Genomic DNA, 17,308 nt, shown 5'->3' with positions numbered 1-17,308 from the left:
AGCTCTTGCGCAGGTCAACAAGGCTTGTCACAGTGACCGGGCACTCCCCCACTCTCGGCTTCGCTCGAGCGGGGGGACCCCCATGGAGACACCGTGAACGACAACCCCTCGACGGCGCGGCCGCCGGACACGGGCGACCGGAACAGCAGTCCGCCCGGCCACGCCCTCACCATCGCCGACGTCCTGGCCCTGCCCGTCCTGGCCTCCGGCCAGCCCCAGGTCGTCACCGGCGTACCCGACCTCGACCGGCCGGTCCGCTGGGTCCACATCACCGAACTGACCGACCCCGCCTCCTTCCTCAAGGGGGGCGAACTCGTCCTGACGACCGGCATGCCCCTGCCCGACGACGTCGCGGGGGTGCGCCGCTACGTCGATGAACTCGCCGGCATCGGAGCGGCGGCCCTGGTCATCGAACTCGTACGGCGCTACCACCGCCCGCCCGACGCGCTCGTCCAAGCCTGCCGCGCCCGTGGCCTGCCCCTGATCACCCTCGCCAAGGACGTCAACTTCCTGGAGGTCACCCAGGTCGTCCACGCCCTCATCCTCGGCAACCAGACCGAGGCGATGCGCCGCACCCAGCGCGTCCACGAGGCGTTCACCACGCTGACGCTGCGCGGGGCCGGACCGGAGGACGTCATGCGCGCGGCAGCCGAGATGAGCGGCCGCACGGTCGTCCTGGAAAACCTGGTCCACCAGGCACTGATCTGCGAACCCTCCGGCACCACCCTGGAGGAAGCACTCACCGACTGGGAGCAACGATCCAGGTCGACGCCGCCCGGGGACCGCACGAGCCAACGCGGCCCGGAAGGCTGGCTCACCGCACCGGTCGAATACCAGGGCGAACGCTGGGGCCGCGTGGCCATGCTGCCCGCTCCCGCCACCGAACCGGCCTTCGGACCGGAGCACCTCACCGTCCTGGAGAGAACGGCGATGGCCCTGACCGTCGCCCGCCTCATCCACCCCACACCCTGGGAACGCACCGCGCACCGCAACGTCCTTCGCGACCTCGTCGAGCAGCGCCACCGCTCCCCCGAAGATGCCCGCGCCCGCCTGGCCGCGCTGGGCCTGCCCACCGAGAACAGCCGCTTCCTCACGGTTGTGGTGGACCTCCCCGCGAAAGACACCACAGCGAATCCCGAGACCCGCCTGTCCCAGGACCTGCACACGGCAGGAATCCCGGCACTCATCGGCGAACTGGCCCCCGGCCGTCTGGGAGTACTGCTCACCCTGGGCCCCTCACGCCCCTGGCAACCCGCGGTCGAACGGCTGAGCCACGCCGCGCTCGACCTCTCCCCACAGGCTGTCGTGAGCGCCGGCTCCGGGGTCGACGACCTCACGGACGTCCCCCGTTCCTTCCACCAGGCAACCCGCGTGGCCGCGGCCACCCCGCCCGACCAGCCCCTCCCCCAGGGCCGCTCCTTCCACGAACTCTCCGACATCGACCTGCGCCGCCTGCTGTACGCGCTCCGCGAGGACACCCGGATCCAGGAATACGCCGAACAACAACTCGGCCGCCTCCTCGATCACGACGGCCGACATGGCACCGACCTGCTGACGACCCTCCGCCACTACCTCGACGCCGCCGGCAACAAGACCAGCGCCGCCCGTGGCGGCGGCCTGTCCCGCGAGACGTTCTACCAACGCCTGCGCACCATCGAGCGCCTGCTCGACTGCGACCTCGAATCCGGCGAACAGCGCACGGCGTTGCACGTAGCCCTGACAGCGCTGGACGTCTTGCGCGTCCGCTGACCCGCGCCTCGCCCGCGGAAGTTCCATCAAGGACCGCCGCGCCTTCGCCGCGCACACGCCTGGCCGAGAACAACGGCCGCGTCATCAAGACCAACACCGGCGGACCCAGCAATGGCGCTACGCGACTCGGCTGGCCGAATACGTCGCCGCTGTCCGAGCCCAAGTAGAAGCTCTGCCGACCGATCAGGCGACGACCACAGCCGAGGCATGGCTCGAGTTCGCCGACGCACATCTCGAGCGCCTGAACCCTCTGAGCACGACTCCCCAGCTACCCGCCGTCCCGGAAGCCGTCCTGACGACCTGCGGCCCCCTCCACCACTGGAGCCCGCACGGCCCCAACTCCTACTGACTCGGCAAGGCTTCGGTAAAGCCCTCGGCCAGATCCCAGCCCTCGCGGGCTACTGACCTGCAGCCCAAGACACCTGACGACACGCCAGAGCGTTCGTCAAACATGCGCCGCATGCGTCAAACGTGCGTCAGGATATCGCCCGTAACGCTCACAGCGCACGCGCCCGCGGAGAAGGACGCGCCGGTCAGCCGTACCGCCCCTCCGCTGTCGCTGGACCGGATGGAGGCGCTGGTCCGGCCGAGAAGTGGCTCCCGATCGTCGCGTCCCTCCCCGAGCCTGTCGAGCAGGCACCGGCACACCGGCCCCGCAGGCGCTGAGCGGCGACGTGATCGTGGGCGAGCTGACCAAGCGGCTCCCCGACGGCCTGACGGTGAAGGCGTCCGGGAAGCAGGAGACGGAGTACGCGTACGTCGTGGTGGACGACGGCCAGGGCAAGAGCTTCGTGCAGATCAACGTCCAGCCGAACATGTCCGAGGTCGAAGGTGATCTCTTCGGCTCCGACGCGAAGGTCCTGGCGGATGGCACGAAGGTCACCACACATCAGGGTCCGGGTGAGAAGGGTGGCAAGGGCGTGAAGATGCGGCAGGTGGACACGATCCGCCCCGACGGCCTCCGCGTGGTGATCTCCGCGTTCAACGCGGCGAACCAGAACGTGGCCGCCGGCCGGAAGGACCCCGCTCTGACCCTTGCCGAGCTGCAGAGGATCGCCACGAGCAAGGTGTGGCAGAGCTAGGGGTCCCGCTCGTCGGGAAGCGTACGGCCCACCGGCCATAAGCCGGTGGGCCGTACGCGCGCTCAACCGTTCAGGTGCTCAGCCGCTGAGCCGCTCTGCTGTTCAGGCGCTCAGCCGTTCAGCCGTTCGCGTCAGTCCATCCAACGGTCGCAGCTGTTCACCCACTTGTGGGACCGGATGTTGTTGTTCATGTTCACGCCGTTGCTGAACGTGTTCCGGGACAGGTCGTCGACGAAGAACTCGTTCGCGTCGAGGCAGTTGTAGCCACCGGAGTAGCTCGCGAGGTAGTAGAACTTCACGATGTCGTAGCTGCCGGTGTACCCCGCGTTGAGAACGGACGAGGCCTTGTCCCAGTCGTTCTCGAAGCCGCCCCCCGCCGAGTCCCAGTCGGAGTCGTCGCCCGCGGTGCTGCCCAGGTACCCGTTGCAGTACGTGTAGTTGTAGGCGTACACCTTGCCGTTGCGCCCCGGCCAGATGTCGTTGCAGTGGTTGGCCGCGGCGGCCGAGGTGGCCGCCTGGGCGGCCGTGGCGGGGACGACCAGTCCGGCGGCTGCCAGACCGAGTGCGGCGATGGACATGCCCAGCTTTCGCATCGTTTGCTCCTGTGTGTCCGCCTCGTCAGAGGCATGGTGATCCACGGCACGGTGCCGTGGAGGTCTGTGGGGCGGGCCGGATCAGGCCCGCGGGCCGGTGATCCCGGCCGCGCGTGTGTACGCGTCGTGTTCCAGCCGCCGGTGGGTGTCGATCAGCTCCTCGTACCGGTCGGGCAGGGTGCCTCGGTAGTACGTCTCGCGCTCCCGGGCGACAGCCGCGAGCAAGCTCGTGCGGGCGCAGCGGGCCTCGGCCACCGCGAGGCGTTTCTCGGCCTCGAACGCTTCGGCCGGGGCGAGGCCGGCAGCCTGCCGCGCCACCGCGTCCTGCGCTGCGGGCGGATCGGGATACCGGTGGCCGGCCGCGGCCATGCACCGGGCCCAGGCCGTGAGGGCGTCGGTGAACTTCTTGTCCCGGGTGATCCGGGAGACGTACAGGGGCTGGAGGTTGGTGACGGCCTTGTCCGCGCGGAACCAGGCGGCCGGGTCCCCGTACAGCTTCTTCTCGGCCTTCGCCGAGCAGCCGCCGAGCCGCTTGCTGATCTTCCCGGTGCCGTCCGGGGTCGGGATCTCGGCGGTGAGGACGGTGGCGTCCCGGCCGCCGTCGAGCGCCTTGTCGTAGGCCCGACGGCGCTGCGGGGAGAGTCCGGCGCGATAGGTGCCGTTCGGATTCGCCCGCCGGGCCTTGTCGGCCTTCTCCTGGATTCGGCTGCCGTAGCCGTGCTCAGCAGCCCAGTCGACGTCGTCATTGACATAGCCGGGTGACCGGCTCTCCTCAAGGCTCAGCCGGGTACCGGTCCAGTACGAGAAACCCGCACGGTTCATGCACCGCTTGATCAGCGCCTCCGTGGCGTCGGAGATCCTCAGCCGCTCCGCCTGCGTCGGTTCGGACTCCTGCCCGGTCCGGGTGGACGCGGCCGCGGTCGTCGGCCCCTGCCCCGAGGTGTTCTGTACGCACCCGGTCACGGCGGCCGACAAGACCGCCGCGACCGCACACGCGGCGATGAACCTGCGCTTCATGCCACTGCCCCCCGTTGCTGTGCCACCCCCCGGTGGCACAGCAACACCATCCCGCCGGCGCCGGGGCGGGCGGTACCTCGCACGTCATAGGGAGCAGGTCTTGGCCCAGGTGTGGGAGCGCACGAACCACATCAGGGGGACGTTGCGACGTTGTCCCCGCTCGACGCAGCCGAGGCGTTTGCGCAGGCCGGCCTCCGCGAAGTACGTGACGTGGATGAAGCCCTTCGGATCGGCCACTCCGTTGTTGTAGATCGAGCCCGGGCTGCTCGCGTTTGCCCAGGTGCAGTCGTTCTGGCCGTCGGACCAGTCGGAGTCGTCACCCTCCCAGGCGCACATCTCGCCTCCGCCGTCCGCCTTCGAGAAGAAGCAGACGTAACCCGGCGCACAGCGGTCGTAACCCGTGGCCGTCCGCGTCGGCCCGGGGCTCCTGCCCGCACTCGCGTCCGCGCCGGCCCCGGCGCTCGTCCGGGCGGCCGGTTTCGTGGCCGGGTCCTCGTCCAGCAGTGTCCGTATCCCGAGGCCCGCCACCGCCAGCGCCAGCACACCGGCCACCGCCGCGAGCAGGGGGCGGCGCACGCGCCTGCGGCGCGGCAGCCGGCCCGCCGCCGCCTCCGAGGTCCGCAGCAGCAGCGACGCCGCGTCGCACGGGGCCCGTTCCTCATGCGTACGGGCGAGGCAGTCCGCCACGATCTCCCGCCAGGCCACAGGGAGTTCGGACGACAGCCGCAGTTCCTCCTCCCCGCGGGCGTAGCGCACCACCGCGTCCCGCCGGGCCGTCGGGGTGCCGCCGGGCAGCGGGAACGAACCGGTCAGGACCAGGTGTGCCAGCACCCCGAACGCCCAGATGTCCGTGCTCGGCCGGATCTGCATTCCGCGCTCGCCGATCTCGGACCACAGCAGCTCGGGCGGGGTGTAGTCGGCCGTCGCGAACGCGGGGGAGTACGCGTGCGTGCCCTCCAGTTCGGCCGCCATGTTGAAGTCGCCGAGCCGTGCCGTGCCGTCCTCCATCAGCAGCACGTTGCCCGGCTTGAGGTCGCCGTGCACCCAGCCCGCGTCGTGCAGTTGCTGCAGACCCTCGCAGATCTGCACGAGCAGGGCAGGCCCCTGGCGCGGCGGACGGTCCGCGGACAGCAAGGCGTCGAGGGAGCCGCGCGCCTCCTCCAGTACGAGGACGGTGGCGCCGTCGAGCTCCGGGTGGGCCGGGGCGTCCACCGTCAGCGCATCGTGGAGCCGAATCAGCCGCGGCGAACGGAGCCGGCTCAGCAGGTCCACCTCCCGCTCGGCCAGCTCCCGGAGGTGGCCCAGCTGACGTGGCGTCCGCGTGCCGGTCGGCAGGAACTTCAGGGCGGCGCGGGCCGGTTCCGCGTCGGCGTCCGCGTGCCGGGCGGCGTAGACGTGGCCGAACGCCCCCGCGCCGAGCGGCTCCTCGACGATCCATGGGCCCACGCGGTAGCCGGGCGGAACGGACGCGACGGCGTACGGCTGTTGGCCACTCACCGGGTCGCACCGCTCGCGGAGAAGGCCTGCGCCGCGAGGTCGTCCTCGCGCACCAGGTCGAAGCGGAGCGCGAGCGAGACGAGCATCTCCTTCTTGCCGTTGAGGCGGGGGCCGGGCTCGCAGGACTCGGGACCGGGCTTGAGCCGTAGCTTCACCGCCAGGTAGTCGATGTTCCACTGCACGGCGGCCCGGTTGGCCGCCGGCCACCGCGGGCGCAGCCGTTCGACGACCTGTTCCACGGTGGGCAGCGGTGCGTACGGTTCACCGCGCAGGCGGGGCTCGCACAGGGCCGCCAGCACGGTGAAGTACCGCTTGGACCGGTCGAGGGGAAACGCCAGCGCGGTGGACTCCCCGCCACAGCTCAGGGCGGGGTCGCTCCGGTCCGAACGGTCCGGCCCGTCCGCCGGGGCTGCGTAGTCGTGCCGCGGTGCCCATACGTCGAAGCTGAGCAACTCGGTACCGGCGGGCAGGACCACCCTGGAGAACTCGAACGCCACGGGTGCGCCCAGTCGCCTCGGCGCCACCTTGATGTGCTCCCCGGCGCCTTCCGGGTTCTCGACGGCGTAGGTCGCCGTGCGGCTGAAGTTGCTGAGCGACCAGTACGTGTCCGTCGCGGTGATCTCGCCCGCGGAACGCGAGACGCCGTCGTGCGCGATGGTCAGCAGGGATTGGGGGCCGGTGGGTGCTTCCCGGCCGAAGCGGAGGGTCTCTCCCGGTGCCAGCCGGAGCTGCTCGCAGGGGGCCATACCGGGCCCTGGAACCACGACAATGGTGTACATGGACTGATTCCTTCCCCCGAAGGTATGCCGTGAGGGTAGGAAACGCCGATAAACATCTGCAAGACGCGCAGGCCGGTGCGGCGCCACGCCTGATCGCGCAGCGCCGTACCGGTCCGACGCGTCATGCGGTCCAGCACGTCATCCGTTACGCCGTCACGCCGTCACGCCTCAGCATTCTCCGCGCCACTGGAAGCGGTCGATCGTCCGGCCCCCGCCGGCGAAGTTTCCGCGTCCCTCGGTCCAGCCGTAATGCAGGCACTGGCTGCCGCCCTCCTTGAAGTACACCTGCACATGGTCGTAATCCGGCTGCGGATTACCGTTGTTGTAGTAGGACTTGCGGAAGCCGCAGGTGCTGCTGGGATCGTCGTCGGCCGACCGGCAGACCGAGCCGGTGCCGTCGGCACCCGAGTAGAAGCAGACATTGCCCGCCGGGCAGTCCTGCCAGGCCGGCGTGGAGCCCGAGCAGTTCCGGCTTGCCACGCTCGGCCATTGCGCATTGGTGCCCGTGTACTGGACACCGTCGAAGTGCACGGGCACGCGGTGGCGTTCGTCGGTGAAGTCCCCCGACTCCAGGTAGCGCTGCTCGTAGTGCAGGTGCGCCCAGTCGGAGGCGCCGGTCGTGCCGATGCGTGCGATCTGCGTGGACGGCTGGACCGCCTGGCCCTCGTGGACGTACGTGGTCGGCGCGTCCTTGAGGTGGTAGTACGCCGTGAACCAGCCGTTGCCGTGGCTGATCTGGATGGTGTTGCCGGATCCGTTGTCCCAGTAGGTGGCGGATACGGTGCCGGCGGCGGAGGCAAGCACCGGTTTGGCGTCGGAGCCGGTGTTGTTCTCCACGACGATGTCCAGTGCGGGATTGTGATCGGAGCCGTAGGTGTTCAACTGCCACCGTGTGCTGCACGGGAAGGGCATCTGGAACAGCGGCTTGGCGGCTGCCGCCGCCGTGCCGACGGACCGGTCGGCCGTCTCGTCGGCCGTGGCGGACACGGTGGTGCCGACAAGTCCGAGAACCGCGAATCCGGCGAGCAGAACGGCCCGCATCCGGCCCGGCCGGCCGCGGCGCGTCCGCGCGTGCGTGTGATGGAACATCATTCCCCCTGTGTAAGGCCCCGACGCTGCCTCCTCGGGCAGGGTCGGAACACATGCTGGGGGCGGCGAACGGGCCCGGCTACCTCGTAGGTACGAGGGCGGACTGTCGTGCTCGGAGTTCTTCACCGGCGGAAGCAACCGCCGCCGCGTCAGCGGACGCTGAGGGATGCCCGCGCGAACTGTTCCGGGTCCGGATGTCCCCCTCCCGGCCAGGCACTCACGCGGCGAGCCGCTGCGCGAAGAACGCCAGGATCTCGTCGCGCGCGGCAATCGTCGGCTGGCCCGCCTCGTCGATCAGATGCGCGGTCACCACGCTGTGCGGGGATGCCACGAACTGTTCGAAGAACGGCGGCACGTCCTGGCGGGCCGCACTGTCGGGGAGCGTACGGGCGACGAATCGGTCACCGAGCGACTCCGCATACGCCGCGAACCGTTGGGCCCGGCAGAACCGGTCGCCCCGGAAACGGTAGGCCAGGACGGTCAGGTCGTCCCGGTCCAGGCGTCGCCGCACGTCGGTGATCTCGGCGGGCGTGATATCCAGCCCCGCGGGATCGTCCAGCGGCAGCGACGGCTGGGCCAGGACCGGCGTCTCGTGCGCCAGCCTCGCCAACGACCGGAGCCAGCCGGTGACCGGACTCGACCGGTCGGCGGCGGCAGCCGTGGTGGTGGTGGCTTCAGCGGTGGTGGCTTCGACGGTCGTGGCTTCGACGGGGGTGGTGGCGGCATGAGCGGTGGCGGCTTCAGCAGTCCTGGCAGCGAAAGCGCGGAACTCGGAGCTGACGCATGCCCGCCGGAAAACCTCCAACCCATCTGCGGCCACCGCCCAGGCACGACAGCGCCCAGCGATGGCGGCGCTGCGGCAGATCGTGGTCCAGCACTTCCTTGTCGATGCCCGGGGCCGGTCGGCGCCTGGAACCGCCCTGCGACCTAGTACTCCAGGTAGGTGCTGGCGAAGGTCCCATCGAAGCCGAGAGCGGCGAGGCCCTGCTCGACGCTGGGATAGGTCGTCCCGTCCGGGATAGCGATCAGGGCGTCGAAGTCGGCGCGGCTGATCTCGGGTTCGAGCCACCGATTGCTGCACCGGCAGCAGACCCAGACGTTGCGGCCGTGGTTGATGAGCAGCCAGTCGCGCCGGGCACGGCATGCCGTGCACATCACCGGGATCCCGCGAAGAGCTATCTCGCGCGAGTGGCTGAGGCAGCGCGTCGCGCCGGGACCGTTGGGCGCCTGCGTCTCGTACTCAAGTTGCAGCAGGGGATCCGTGCCGGCGGGGAGGACGTGCAGCACGGGTGCCGGCTCTGCAGGGCGGTCGGTGGTTCTGAGCACGAGCGTCATCTTCCGGTCGAGGGCCTTCTGTTTTCATCCGTAACAGCCGGTGGAGCCGGTTGTCCAGCGGGTCCTTGGAGTCCGGCGGGCCGGTGACCGGCCCGCCGGACTCTGGTCAGCGGCGGGGTGGGGTGCGGGGCGATGACGAGCCCTCAGTCGCTGTCCGCCGCACGCAGTCCGTCCAGGAGAAGGTCTGCCTGGGCCTTGAGCCGATCGGGTCCGAACGGCTGGCAGGCCCATACCGCGATCCGGACAGGAGCGCGGCGATTGCCGGGAGCCAGCAACTTCTCCAGGTACCGCCGCTGTGCCTCACGGCCGAGGCCGGCGAGCACATCGAAGCGGGGCTGTCCCAGCACGTGCACTTCGGCGGCGGGGTGGCGTGCCCACGCTGTCGCCAGCGGGCGGTCCCGTTCCCCCATGACGACGACGTCGCGGCTGTGCAGTGTCGGCCAGGCGACCGACTCTGCCGTCCACGCCCCGTGCTGGACGTGGACCGTGTTCGCGCCGTGGCGTTCCGCCGTGTGCACGGCCAGCGCGCCCAGCGGGCTGGTGTCGTTGCTGAGGAGGACGGTATGCGGCCGGGTCGCGGCGAGGACACCGTCCAGCCACGTTTCCGCCTGGACGAGGGCCCGCCATGAGGGCTGTGTGCACCCGCCGATCGATTCCAGGAGTACGGACAAGAGCCGGAGGAGACAAGCGAGTTGGACAGCGTGGTCCTTGATGCGGACGGTGTGGCGGTCCTCGGGCAGATGGAGGCCCTCGGCGGTGCCGGAAAGAGTGAAGAGGTCGCTCGGCGACGTGCACAGGTCAATGCCCGTGAACGCCGGTGTCGGGCACCGCTCCGCCGGATCGGTGGCGAGGTCGAGCATGAGGCTCGTCTGCCCGGCGCTCTCCAGCTCGACGAACACCGGCATCAGGGTGGCCGCGTGACGGGAGGACCAGGACAGCGCTACGACGTCTCTCTCCCGCAGACGCGAGGGGAGCGGGCTCGGCTCCGTGTTCGCCGTACTGGCCCGAGAGAGATTGCGCAACTGGGCGGAGCGGGACGGGTTGTACGGGGCGACTGCTCCGAGCAGGTAGGCGATGCCGGACCAGGTGACGGTGTAGGCCAGGTACTCCCTTGAGCTGCTCGAACGCAGACCGACGAGCCCTTCGTACGGGGCGAGGGTCACGGGCCCCGGAGCCGCCGCGAACGGCTCCCAGGCGCTCAGGACCAGCAGCTTGCGCAGGATCTCGGCCACGAAGCGCCGAACGGGAACGTGCTGCACATGCAACCAGCCGGCACCACCCGGCGTGGAGGCGAACGAAGAGCTGTAGCGCTCCAAGGCGGCCATGACGTTTTCGACGAGATCGCGCAGTTCCTGTCGGTCGAGGGGCATGGCCTCTAGCTCCGCCGTCCTGATGCAGTCGGTCTGCACGTGGTCCAGGGCGCCGCTGCGGACAAGAGTCCATCGGGGCTGGCCGTCGAAGTCGGAACGGACCAAGGCCAGGCCGCCGGTCGGACGGATACCTGCTGGCGTCCGTCTTCGGCTGCGCGGGCAGCCTGGCCGGACTGTACGTGAGCTACACGTACGACCTCGCGGCGGGTGGCTCGGTCGTCGTCGTCCTGACCGCCGTCTTCGCCGTCGTCTGGCTCCTCGCACCGCGCCACGGCCTCGCGGCGAAGCTCCGGACCCGGGGCCGGGCCGACGATCGGGAGCCGACGAGCCCGCCGGAGAGCCGTCCCGCGCAGGCAGCGGTGCCCGCGGAGGCGCCTGCGGCGCTCTGACGTACTCACATGACTCCAGGGTGGGCGGTGGTCGCAGCCACGGCACCGCCCGCCCTGGCATTTCTCACACCACACGGTGTGCGGACGGGGAAGGTGGATCCGCGCATGACTAAACGCTCGATCGCCCTTGGAACGGTTCAGGAGACCGTACTCATCCCGCTGTACGGCCGAGCCGTCGAAAGCCGCAAGCCGCAGCCGGCCCTGAGGGACGACAAGGCCACGCAGATCGTCGGGGCCATCGACTACGACTTCGCCCGGTTCGACGAACTACGCAGTCTGCTGGGCACGTTGCTCCGCGCCAGCCTCTTCGACCGATGGAATGCCGCTTTCCTGACGGAGTACCCCACCGGCACGGTGGTGGAGCTCGGTACGGGGCTGAACACCCGGTTCGAGCGAGTCGACAACGGCCGCGCCCGCTGGTTCGAGCTCGACCTGCCCGACGTCGTCGAACTGCGCCGGACGTTCTTCTCCGACACGTCACGGCGGAAGATGATCGCCGCCTCCGTGACGGACCCCGCATGGGCGGACATGGTGGCAGCGAGCTCCGACGGCCCCTACTTCTTCAGCGCCGAGGCGGTGCTGCCCTTTCTGGAGCCAGGGCGATCCTGCGCGACACACCGATCCTGCTGCTCGACGAGGCGACCAGCGCCCTGGACTCCGAGAGCGAGATCCTCGTCCAGGAGGCGCTGTGGCGGCTCATGGACGGGCGGACGGCGCTCGTGGTGGCGCACCAACTGAGCACGGTCGCCACACGCCATGAGTCACCGAGTTGCCCTCCCAGCGCGACAACAGTGCGCTCGATGAAGGAAACAGGAATGAGAAGCACATGAAGTGGAACCGGCGGACGAAGGCCGGCGTGGCGGCGATCCTTCTGGTCCTCGCGAGCAGGGCCGTCGCCTGGGGCATTCTCGCCGAGGACCGGTCGGAGGATGCCCTGGGCGGCAGCTGAACATGTGCTCCGACCAGGGAACACACGTCCACTATGAAGGCCGTGAGGATGAGTCTGCTGCACCGCGATGCCCGGCGAGAGCCGTTGGTCTCTCTGTGGCCGGCACGACGGGGCGGCAGTCCATATGGGGGCAAATCGTCATGCAGGTTGAAGGAGGGTCATATGCCCGATCATGCTTGGCGCCATGAGTCTCGCCTCCGCCTCATTCGACGTACCCGGCACGAGCGACTACGCCTACGACTGGGCCTTGGTCGACGTGGAGACCTCCGGGCTCATTGCCAGGCGGGACCGGGTGCTGTCCGTCGCGGTGGTGACGATCGGTCCGGACGGCGAGCGGACCGGGGAGTTCTCGACCCTGCTCAACCCGGGATGCGACCCAGGGCCGGTGGATGTGCACGGGCTGACCGTCGAACGGCTGCGGGGCGCACCAACCTTCGACCAGGTCGCCGGGCAAATAGGGGCGATGCTCCAGGACCGGGTCCTGGTCGCCCACAACGCCCAGTTCGACTACGACTTCCTGGCCTACGAGTTTGCCCGTGCGCGGATGTGGCTGCCGGTGTCGCAGCGGCTGTGCACCCTGGCCCTCAACCGCCAGGTGGATCCGCCGACGAGCGACATGAAGCTCGGCACCCTCGCTGCCCACTACGGCGTACCGCAGCAGCACGCACACGATGCGCTGGACGACACCCGGGTGCTGGCCGGGATCCTGCGGGCGTCGCTGCGTGAGGCGGCGCTGCTCGACCTACCGTTGCCGCTGGTGACCTGCCCGCCCCGGGCAGAATCCCAGTTCACGCCGCAGCCGCCCAAGACGCCCTGTGCGTACCGGAACCCAGGACGGTTGACTCCCGGCGGGCCACTCCGGCAGGGGATGAAGATCGCGATATCCGGTGAGACCGCCCACGCCCGGGCGGAGCTGGTGGGGCGGGCGGTTGCCGCCGGGTTGAACATGATGACGTCTGTCAGCCGGTATACCAGCGCGCTGGTCACCAACGAGCCGGCGTCCGATTCGACGAAGGCCCGGCGCGCGCTCGCCGAAGGCGTGCCAGTCATCGATGAGCACACCTTCCTGCGGCTGCTGGCCGACGTACGGGCCGGAACAGCTCATGAGGCGACGGTCGCCCCGGTGAAGGAGCCGGAAACGGCACAAGTCCGGTCCGTGGAGCCGGTGTCCACCACGACCTCTACCGCACCCGCCCCGAAAGCACCCGCCCTCCCCACGCTCTCCCCCGGCGCATCCGTCCCCGCCCCGCGCCAACCGGAGAACTCGGTCAGCACCTCGGACAAGCCGCTGACGGGACGCCGGGTACTGGTTCTTGGCGGTGTCCATGCCGATGCCGCGGCAGCTCGTACGCGCGTCGTCGAGCTGGGCGGATCCGCAGCAGTCAATCTTTCCGCCAGCGTCACCGACGTCGTGCTCCTGCCGGGCGGCGAGAACGACCGACGCATCCACCGCATCACCGCCCTTGCTATCCCCGTACACGACCCACATTGGCTCACCGCGCCAACCGCCGCCGACCGGCGCACAGGGGCTGTCCGGCCGCAGGACCCGCAGGTAATGCCAAGGGGCGGCGTCATCGACCTGCCCATGCCGCACGGCACATCCACACCCGAGTGGTACGTAACCGCCGGCTGGGCCGTGCAGGCCGACTGCGAGATCGACGTCGTCGCCTTCATCCTCGACGAGGACGAACAGGTCGCCTTCGACGAGGACTTCATCTTCTACGGCGCCCCGCAGAGCCCCGCCGGCACCGTGCGGCTCCTCACCGGCGGCCCAGCCGAACAGACCATCGCCGTCGACCTGGCATCCCTGCCGCCCGCGACCCGCAAGGTCGTCGTCGCCGCGGCCCTCGACGGCGCCGCCACCTTCGGGGCGGTCGGCGCAATCCAGATCGGCGCTGCCCCTGACAGCAGCGGGGCACCACTCGCCCGGGCCACCCTGGACGCCGCAACGACCGAACGCACCATGCTGCTCGCGGAGATCTACCGCAGAGGTCCGATCTGGCGTCTGCGCGCCGTCGGCCAGGGCTACGACCATGGGCTCGATGCCCTGGCGCGCGGATACGGGGTTCACATCGCCGACTGAACGACGGTGATGAAGGCCTGCACGTCCCCTGGGTCAGGCACGGCGACGCGGTGCGGGTGGGGGCCGAGGTACGGAACCGGCAGGCTTGAGTTCAGTCCGGCGGGCAGTTACTGGAGCCTTCCTTTTGGTGTGACCCCGGTCAACAGGTTCATCACGGTGAATGTGCGGATTAAACCGCATGACAGCTGGGTTATGTCTGGTTGGAGTGGATTCGTAGAAGCCCGTCGGGCGACTTTGGAGGCATGGCTGTGCACGGTGAGTACAAGGTCCCCGGCGGCAAGCTCGTCGTGGTGGACCTGGACGTCGAGGGCGGCGCGCTGCGCAACGTACGGGTCGCCGGCGATTTTTTCCTCGAGCCCGACGAGGCCATCCTCGCGATCGACGCGGCCCTGGAGGGCACCTCGGCCAACACCGACACCGCCGGGCTCACCGCCCGTATCGACGCGGCGCTGCCCGCCTCCACCGTGATGCTGGGCCTGACCTCGGAAGGCGTCGCCGTCGCCGTACGCCGGGCCCTCGCGCAGGCCACCGAGTGGAGCGACTACAATTGGCAGCTCATCCACGAAGCCCCCCAGTCCCCCGCACTCCATATGGCACTCGACGAGGTCATCACCACCGAGGTCGCCACAGGGCGCCGCCCGCCGACGCTACGAGTGTGGGAGTGGGACTCTCCCGCCGTGATCATCGGCAGCTTCCAGTCGCTGCGCAACGAAGTCGACCCGGCCGGTATCGAACGCCACGGTGTCACCGTCGTCCGTCGCATCTCGGGAGGCGGGGCAATGTTTGCGGAACCGAGTAGCACCATCACCTACTCGCTTTCTGTGCCCCAGTCCCTCGTCTCCGGCCTCTCCTTTGCCGATAGCTACGCCTACCTGGACGACTGGGTCCTCGAAGCTCTCGGCGACATGGGCATCAAAGCCTGGTACCAACCGCTCAACGACATCGCGACCGACATCGGGAAGATCGCCGGAGCGGCCCAGAAGCGCATCGTGGGCCCCGGCGGCGGGCCCGGCGCCGTGCTGCATCACGTCACGATGTCCTACGACATCGACGCCGACAAGATGCTCGATGTCCTGCGCATCGGCAAGGAAAAGATGTCCGACAAGGGCACCAGAAGCGCCAAGAAGCGCGTCGACCCGCTGAGGCGGCAGACCGGTCTGGCGCGCGAAGCCGTCATCGAGCGGATGATCGACTCCTTCCGGACCCGGCACGGCCTCACCCGGGGGAAGGTGACGGACGAGGAGATGGCGCGGGCCGAGGAGCTCGTGACGACGAAGTTCGGGACCGAGGAGTGGACCGCGCGCGTGCCGTAGGGGTCCGCCCGACCGCTCCGGACCCCCGATAGGTCGCGGCTAACAGCTATTGCGGCTAACCGGGGCATGCGCCAGTCGCTCCGCTCCGTGAGACCGGCCACCGGCCGCGGGAGCTTACGGGCCGGTGATTCCCGTCGGCGAACCGGAATGTCTCAGGGGTGCGGGTCATCCCGCGGCGTGACAAGACCCGACTCGTAGGCGAAGACGACGAGTTGCGCCCGGTCGCGGGCGCCGAGCTTCGTCATCGCCCGGCTGATATGGGTCTTCGCGGTGAACGGGCTGATCACCATGTGCGCGGCGATCTCCTCGTTGGTCAGCCCCCGTGCGGCCAGCGCACTCACCTCGCGTTCGCGGCGGGTCAGGGTCTCGAAGCCGGGGGCCGTGGCCCGGTCGGGCGGCCGGGAGACGAACTCGCCGATCAGCCGGCGGGTGATCGCGGGCGACAGCATCGCGTCGCCGCGGGCCGCGACGCGGATGGCGTGGAGGAGTTCGGCGGGTTCGGTGTCCTTGAGAAGGAACCCGGCGGCCCCGGCGCGCAGCGCGTCGAAGACGTACTCATCGAGCCCGTAGTTGGTGAGGATGACGACGTGGACACCGGCCAGCAGCGGGTCGGCGGCGATCTCGCGGGTGGCCTCGATGCCGCTCATCACAGGCATCTGCACGTCGACGAGGGCGACATCCGGGGTGTGGTGGCGGGCGAGTTCGACTCCCTGACGGCCGTCGGCTGCCTCGCCGATCACTTCGATGCCGTCCTCGGCATCCAGCAGGGCGCGGAATCCGGCGCGCATCAGGGCCTGGTCGTCGACGATCAGCACCCGGATCGTGTCCTGGTGGTTCATACAGCAGTTCCCGTTGTCCGCAGGGGCAGTTCGGCGCGTACGGAGAAGCCGCCGGCCGGGCGTGGCGCGGCGGCGAGGGTGCCACCGAGAGCCCTGACACGCTCGCCCATGCCGGTGAGACCGGTGCCTGCGGTGACGGCATCGCCGGGGGCGCAGGGACCCTGATCGTCGACGCTGACGGTCAACACGTGCTCCCCGTAGACGATTTCGACGGTCGTCCGGGCGCGGTCGGCGTGCCGGGCCACATTGGTGAGTGCTTCCTGCACGATGCGGTAGGCGGCCCGGTCGACGTCCGACGGCAGGGTGCGTTCGACGCCGATGACGGTGACGGACAGTGCGATGCCCGCGGTACGGGCCCGCTCGGCCAGCTCGTCGATACGGTCCAGCCCTGTGCCCGGCTCCACCACATCGGTGCGCAGTACCTCCAGGGTAGCGCGCAGCTCCCGCATCGCTTCGCCGCTCGCCTCCTGGATCGCGAGCAGCGCGGGCTCCACCTCACTGCCGCGCTTGCGGGCCAGGTGAACGGCAACTCCCGCCTGAAGCTTGACGATCGAGATGGAGTGGGTCAGCGAGTCGTGCAACTCCCGGGCGATCCGCAGCCGCTCCTCCCCGGCCCGGCGCAGCGCCGTCTCGTCGCGGCTGCGTTCGGCGTCGAGCGCCCGCTGCTCGGTCTGGCGGAGATACGCCTGCCAGTTCTTGTCGATGAGTCCGGTGACGCCGGCGCAGAGGAACCAGCCGAGCAGCAGCACGGTCCGCTCGACGGTGTCCTGCGCGCTGGGTGCGGCGACGATCAGGACCGTGAAGTACCCGGCGAGGAAGAGGGAGCCCGCGGCGATGCCCCATACGCGGTGTCCGCTGCGCGCCGCCGCATGCACGGCGACCAGCACGGGGAACGCCGCCCAGCTTCCGGGGTGCGCGTGCACGACGTACCCCAGCATGAAGACGGTGGTGACGACAAGCACGGCACCCGGCGCCCGTCGGTGCCCGGCGAGGACCAGGCTGCCGACTGCGACGAGCAGCAGGTCGAGTGCGTCCGGCCCCGACGCGGCGTAGCCCGCGGCGAGGACCGCCGCGCCGATCGCGACGGCGAGTGCGGTGTCCAGCAGGTGAGTCCGCCGGTCGATGTCCCCCTGCATGCGCCGCACCCTAACTCCCCTACAACAGCGCGGTCATCATCCTGCGGGACGGACTCCGCGCTACTCCCGGGGCAGTAGTCGCGACCGC

16 protein-coding genes and 1 pseudogene are annotated in these 17,308 nt (G+C 69.8%); 7 read left to right on the top strand and 10 right to left on the bottom strand.

The window, feature by feature from the left end; translation table 11 throughout:
- Positions 1-93 precede the first annotated feature (93 nt).
- Together AB0I23_RS19485 and AB0I23_RS19480 are read left to right on the top strand one after the other, a co-directional pair.
- Positions 94-1,749, top strand: coding sequence for a PucR family transcriptional regulator (locus AB0I23_RS19485; protein WP_436846961.1), 1,656 nt, complete (start codon positions 94-96; stop codon positions 1,747-1,749).
- Positions 1,750-2,423: 674 nt separating this feature from the next.
- The gene (locus AB0I23_RS19480) at positions 2,424-2,831 is read left to right on the top strand and encodes a hypothetical protein (protein ID WP_359110738.1); all 408 of its coding nucleotides are present in this window, start codon (positions 2,424-2,426) and stop codon (positions 2,829-2,831) included.
- Between the two features lie 131 nt (positions 2,832-2,962).
- Here the strand turns inward: AB0I23_RS19480 and AB0I23_RS19475 are convergent, their stop codons facing one another.
- From AB0I23_RS19475 to AB0I23_RS19440, 8 genes are all read right to left on the bottom strand, one after another.
- The gene (locus AB0I23_RS19475; protein ID WP_359110737.1) at positions 2,963-3,424 is read right to left on the bottom strand and encodes a hypothetical protein; all 462 of its coding nucleotides are present in this window, start codon (positions 3,422-3,424) and stop codon (positions 2,963-2,965) included.
- Positions 3,425-3,505: 81 nt separating this feature from the next.
- Positions 3,506-4,441, bottom strand: a complete 936-nt coding sequence (locus tag AB0I23_RS19470) for a hypothetical protein (RefSeq protein WP_359110735.1) — start codon at positions 4,439-4,441, stop codon at positions 3,506-3,508.
- 84 nt (positions 4,442-4,525) lie between these two features.
- The gene (locus AB0I23_RS19465; protein ID WP_359110734.1) at positions 4,526-5,938 is read right to left on the bottom strand and encodes a serine/threonine-protein kinase; all 1,413 of its coding nucleotides are present in this window, start codon (positions 5,936-5,938) and stop codon (positions 4,526-4,528) included.
- On the bottom strand, positions 5,935-6,717 hold the full coding sequence (locus AB0I23_RS19460; protein ID WP_359110732.1) for an FHA domain-containing protein: 783 nt from the start codon (positions 6,715-6,717) through the stop codon (positions 5,935-5,937). The genes AB0I23_RS19465 and AB0I23_RS19460 overlap by 4 nt, the downstream gene beginning before the upstream one ends.
- Positions 6,718-6,885: 168 nt before the next feature.
- Positions 6,886-7,809, bottom strand: coding sequence for a peptidoglycan DD-metalloendopeptidase family protein (locus tag AB0I23_RS19455; RefSeq protein WP_359110731.1), 924 nt, complete (start codon positions 7,807-7,809; stop codon positions 6,886-6,888).
- Between the two features lie 214 nt (positions 7,810-8,023).
- On the bottom strand, positions 8,024-8,611 hold the full coding sequence (locus AB0I23_RS19450) for a hypothetical protein (protein ID WP_359110729.1): 588 nt from the start codon (positions 8,609-8,611) through the stop codon (positions 8,024-8,026).
- Positions 8,612-8,733: 122 nt separating this feature from the next.
- A complete protein-coding gene (locus AB0I23_RS19445) occupies positions 8,734-9,141 on the bottom strand; it encodes a hypothetical protein (protein WP_359110727.1) in 408 nt (135 codons plus the stop codon).
- Positions 9,142-9,284: 143 nt separating this feature from the next.
- On the bottom strand, positions 9,285-10,511 hold the full coding sequence (locus AB0I23_RS19440; protein WP_359110725.1) for a hypothetical protein: 1,227 nt from the start codon (positions 10,509-10,511) through the stop codon (positions 9,285-9,287).
- A 71-nt stretch (positions 10,512-10,582) separates the two neighbouring features.
- Between AB0I23_RS19440 and AB0I23_RS19435 the strand changes: the two genes are divergently transcribed.
- From AB0I23_RS19435 to AB0I23_RS19415, 5 genes and pseudogenes are all read left to right on the top strand, one after another.
- Positions 10,583-10,900, top strand: a complete 318-nt coding sequence (locus AB0I23_RS19435) for a metal ABC transporter permease (RefSeq protein WP_436846962.1) — start codon at positions 10,583-10,585, stop codon at positions 10,898-10,900.
- A 9-nt stretch (positions 10,901-10,909) separates the two neighbouring features.
- Positions 10,910-11,446 (top strand): annotated as a pseudogene (locus tag AB0I23_RS19430) (class I SAM-dependent methyltransferase); the annotation flags it as partial.
- Between the two features lie 280 nt (positions 11,447-11,726).
- Positions 11,727-11,849: a hypothetical protein gene (locus tag AB0I23_RS19425; RefSeq protein ID WP_359110721.1), complete on the top strand. Its 123-nt coding sequence runs from the start codon at positions 11,727-11,729 to the stop codon at positions 11,847-11,849.
- Between the two features lie 184 nt (positions 11,850-12,033).
- On the top strand, positions 12,034-13,932 hold the full coding sequence (locus AB0I23_RS19420; RefSeq protein WP_359110718.1) for a TerD family protein: 1,899 nt from the start codon (positions 12,034-12,036) through the stop codon (positions 13,930-13,932).
- A 248-nt stretch (positions 13,933-14,180) separates the two neighbouring features.
- Positions 14,181-15,245, top strand: coding sequence for a lipoate--protein ligase family protein (locus AB0I23_RS19415; protein WP_359110839.1), 1,065 nt, complete (start codon positions 14,181-14,183; stop codon positions 15,243-15,245).
- Positions 15,246-15,397: 152 nt separating this feature from the next.
- Here the strand turns inward: AB0I23_RS19415 and AB0I23_RS19410 are convergent, their stop codons facing one another.
- Positions 15,398-16,084 carry a response regulator transcription factor gene (locus tag AB0I23_RS19410; protein WP_359110716.1) on the bottom strand — a complete coding sequence of 229 codons (687 nt, stop codon included), beginning with the start codon at positions 16,082-16,084 and terminating at the stop codon, positions 15,398-15,400.
- Positions 16,081-17,220 carry a sensor histidine kinase gene (locus AB0I23_RS19405; protein WP_359110714.1) on the bottom strand — a complete coding sequence of 380 codons (1,140 nt, stop codon included), beginning with the start codon at positions 17,218-17,220 and terminating at the stop codon, positions 16,081-16,083. The genes AB0I23_RS19410 and AB0I23_RS19405 overlap by 4 nt, the downstream gene beginning before the upstream one ends.
- Positions 17,221-17,308: the final 88 nt, after the last annotated feature.

It is taken from the genome of Streptomyces atratus (assembly GCF_040655115.1).
GTDB classification, from domain to species: Bacteria; Actinomycetota; Actinomycetes; order Streptomycetales; family Streptomycetaceae; genus Streptomyces; species Streptomyces atratus_D.
The sequence above is the reverse complement of the archived record's forward strand: the minus strand, read 5'-3'. Positions and strand labels throughout refer to the sequence as shown.

Coding starts and splice junctions, on each gene's coding strand:
- AB0I23_RS19405 (WP_359110714.1), bottom strand. CDS start 17,220: ATGCAGGGGGACATCGACCGGCGGACTCACCTGCTGGACACCGCACTC.
- AB0I23_RS19410 (WP_359110716.1), bottom strand. CDS start 16,084: ATGAACCACCAGGACACGATCCGGGTGCTGATCGTCGACGACCAGGCC.
- AB0I23_RS19470 (WP_359110735.1), bottom strand. CDS start 4,441: ATGAAGCGCAGGTTCATCGCCGCGTGTGCGGTCGCGGCGGTCTTGTCG.
- AB0I23_RS19445 (WP_359110727.1), bottom strand. CDS start 9,141: ATGACGCTCGTGCTCAGAACCACCGACCGCCCTGCAGAGCCGGCACCC.
- AB0I23_RS19420 (WP_359110718.1), top strand. CDS start 12,034: ATGAGTCTCGCCTCCGCCTCATTCGACGTACCCGGCACGAGCGACTAC.
- AB0I23_RS19475 (WP_359110737.1), bottom strand. CDS start 3,424: ATGCGAAAGCTGGGCATGTCCATCGCCGCACTCGGTCTGGCAGCCGCC.
- AB0I23_RS19440 (WP_359110725.1), bottom strand. CDS start 10,511: ATGCCCCTCGACCGACAGGAACTGCGCGATCTCGTCGAAAACGTCATG.
- AB0I23_RS19425 (WP_359110721.1), top strand. CDS start 11,727: ATGAAGTGGAACCGGCGGACGAAGGCCGGCGTGGCGGCGATCCTTCTG.
- AB0I23_RS19455 (WP_359110731.1), bottom strand. CDS start 7,809: ATGATGTTCCATCACACGCACGCGCGGACGCGCCGCGGCCGGCCGGGC.
- AB0I23_RS19460 (WP_359110732.1), bottom strand. CDS start 6,717: ATGTACACCATTGTCGTGGTTCCAGGGCCCGGTATGGCCCCCTGCGAG.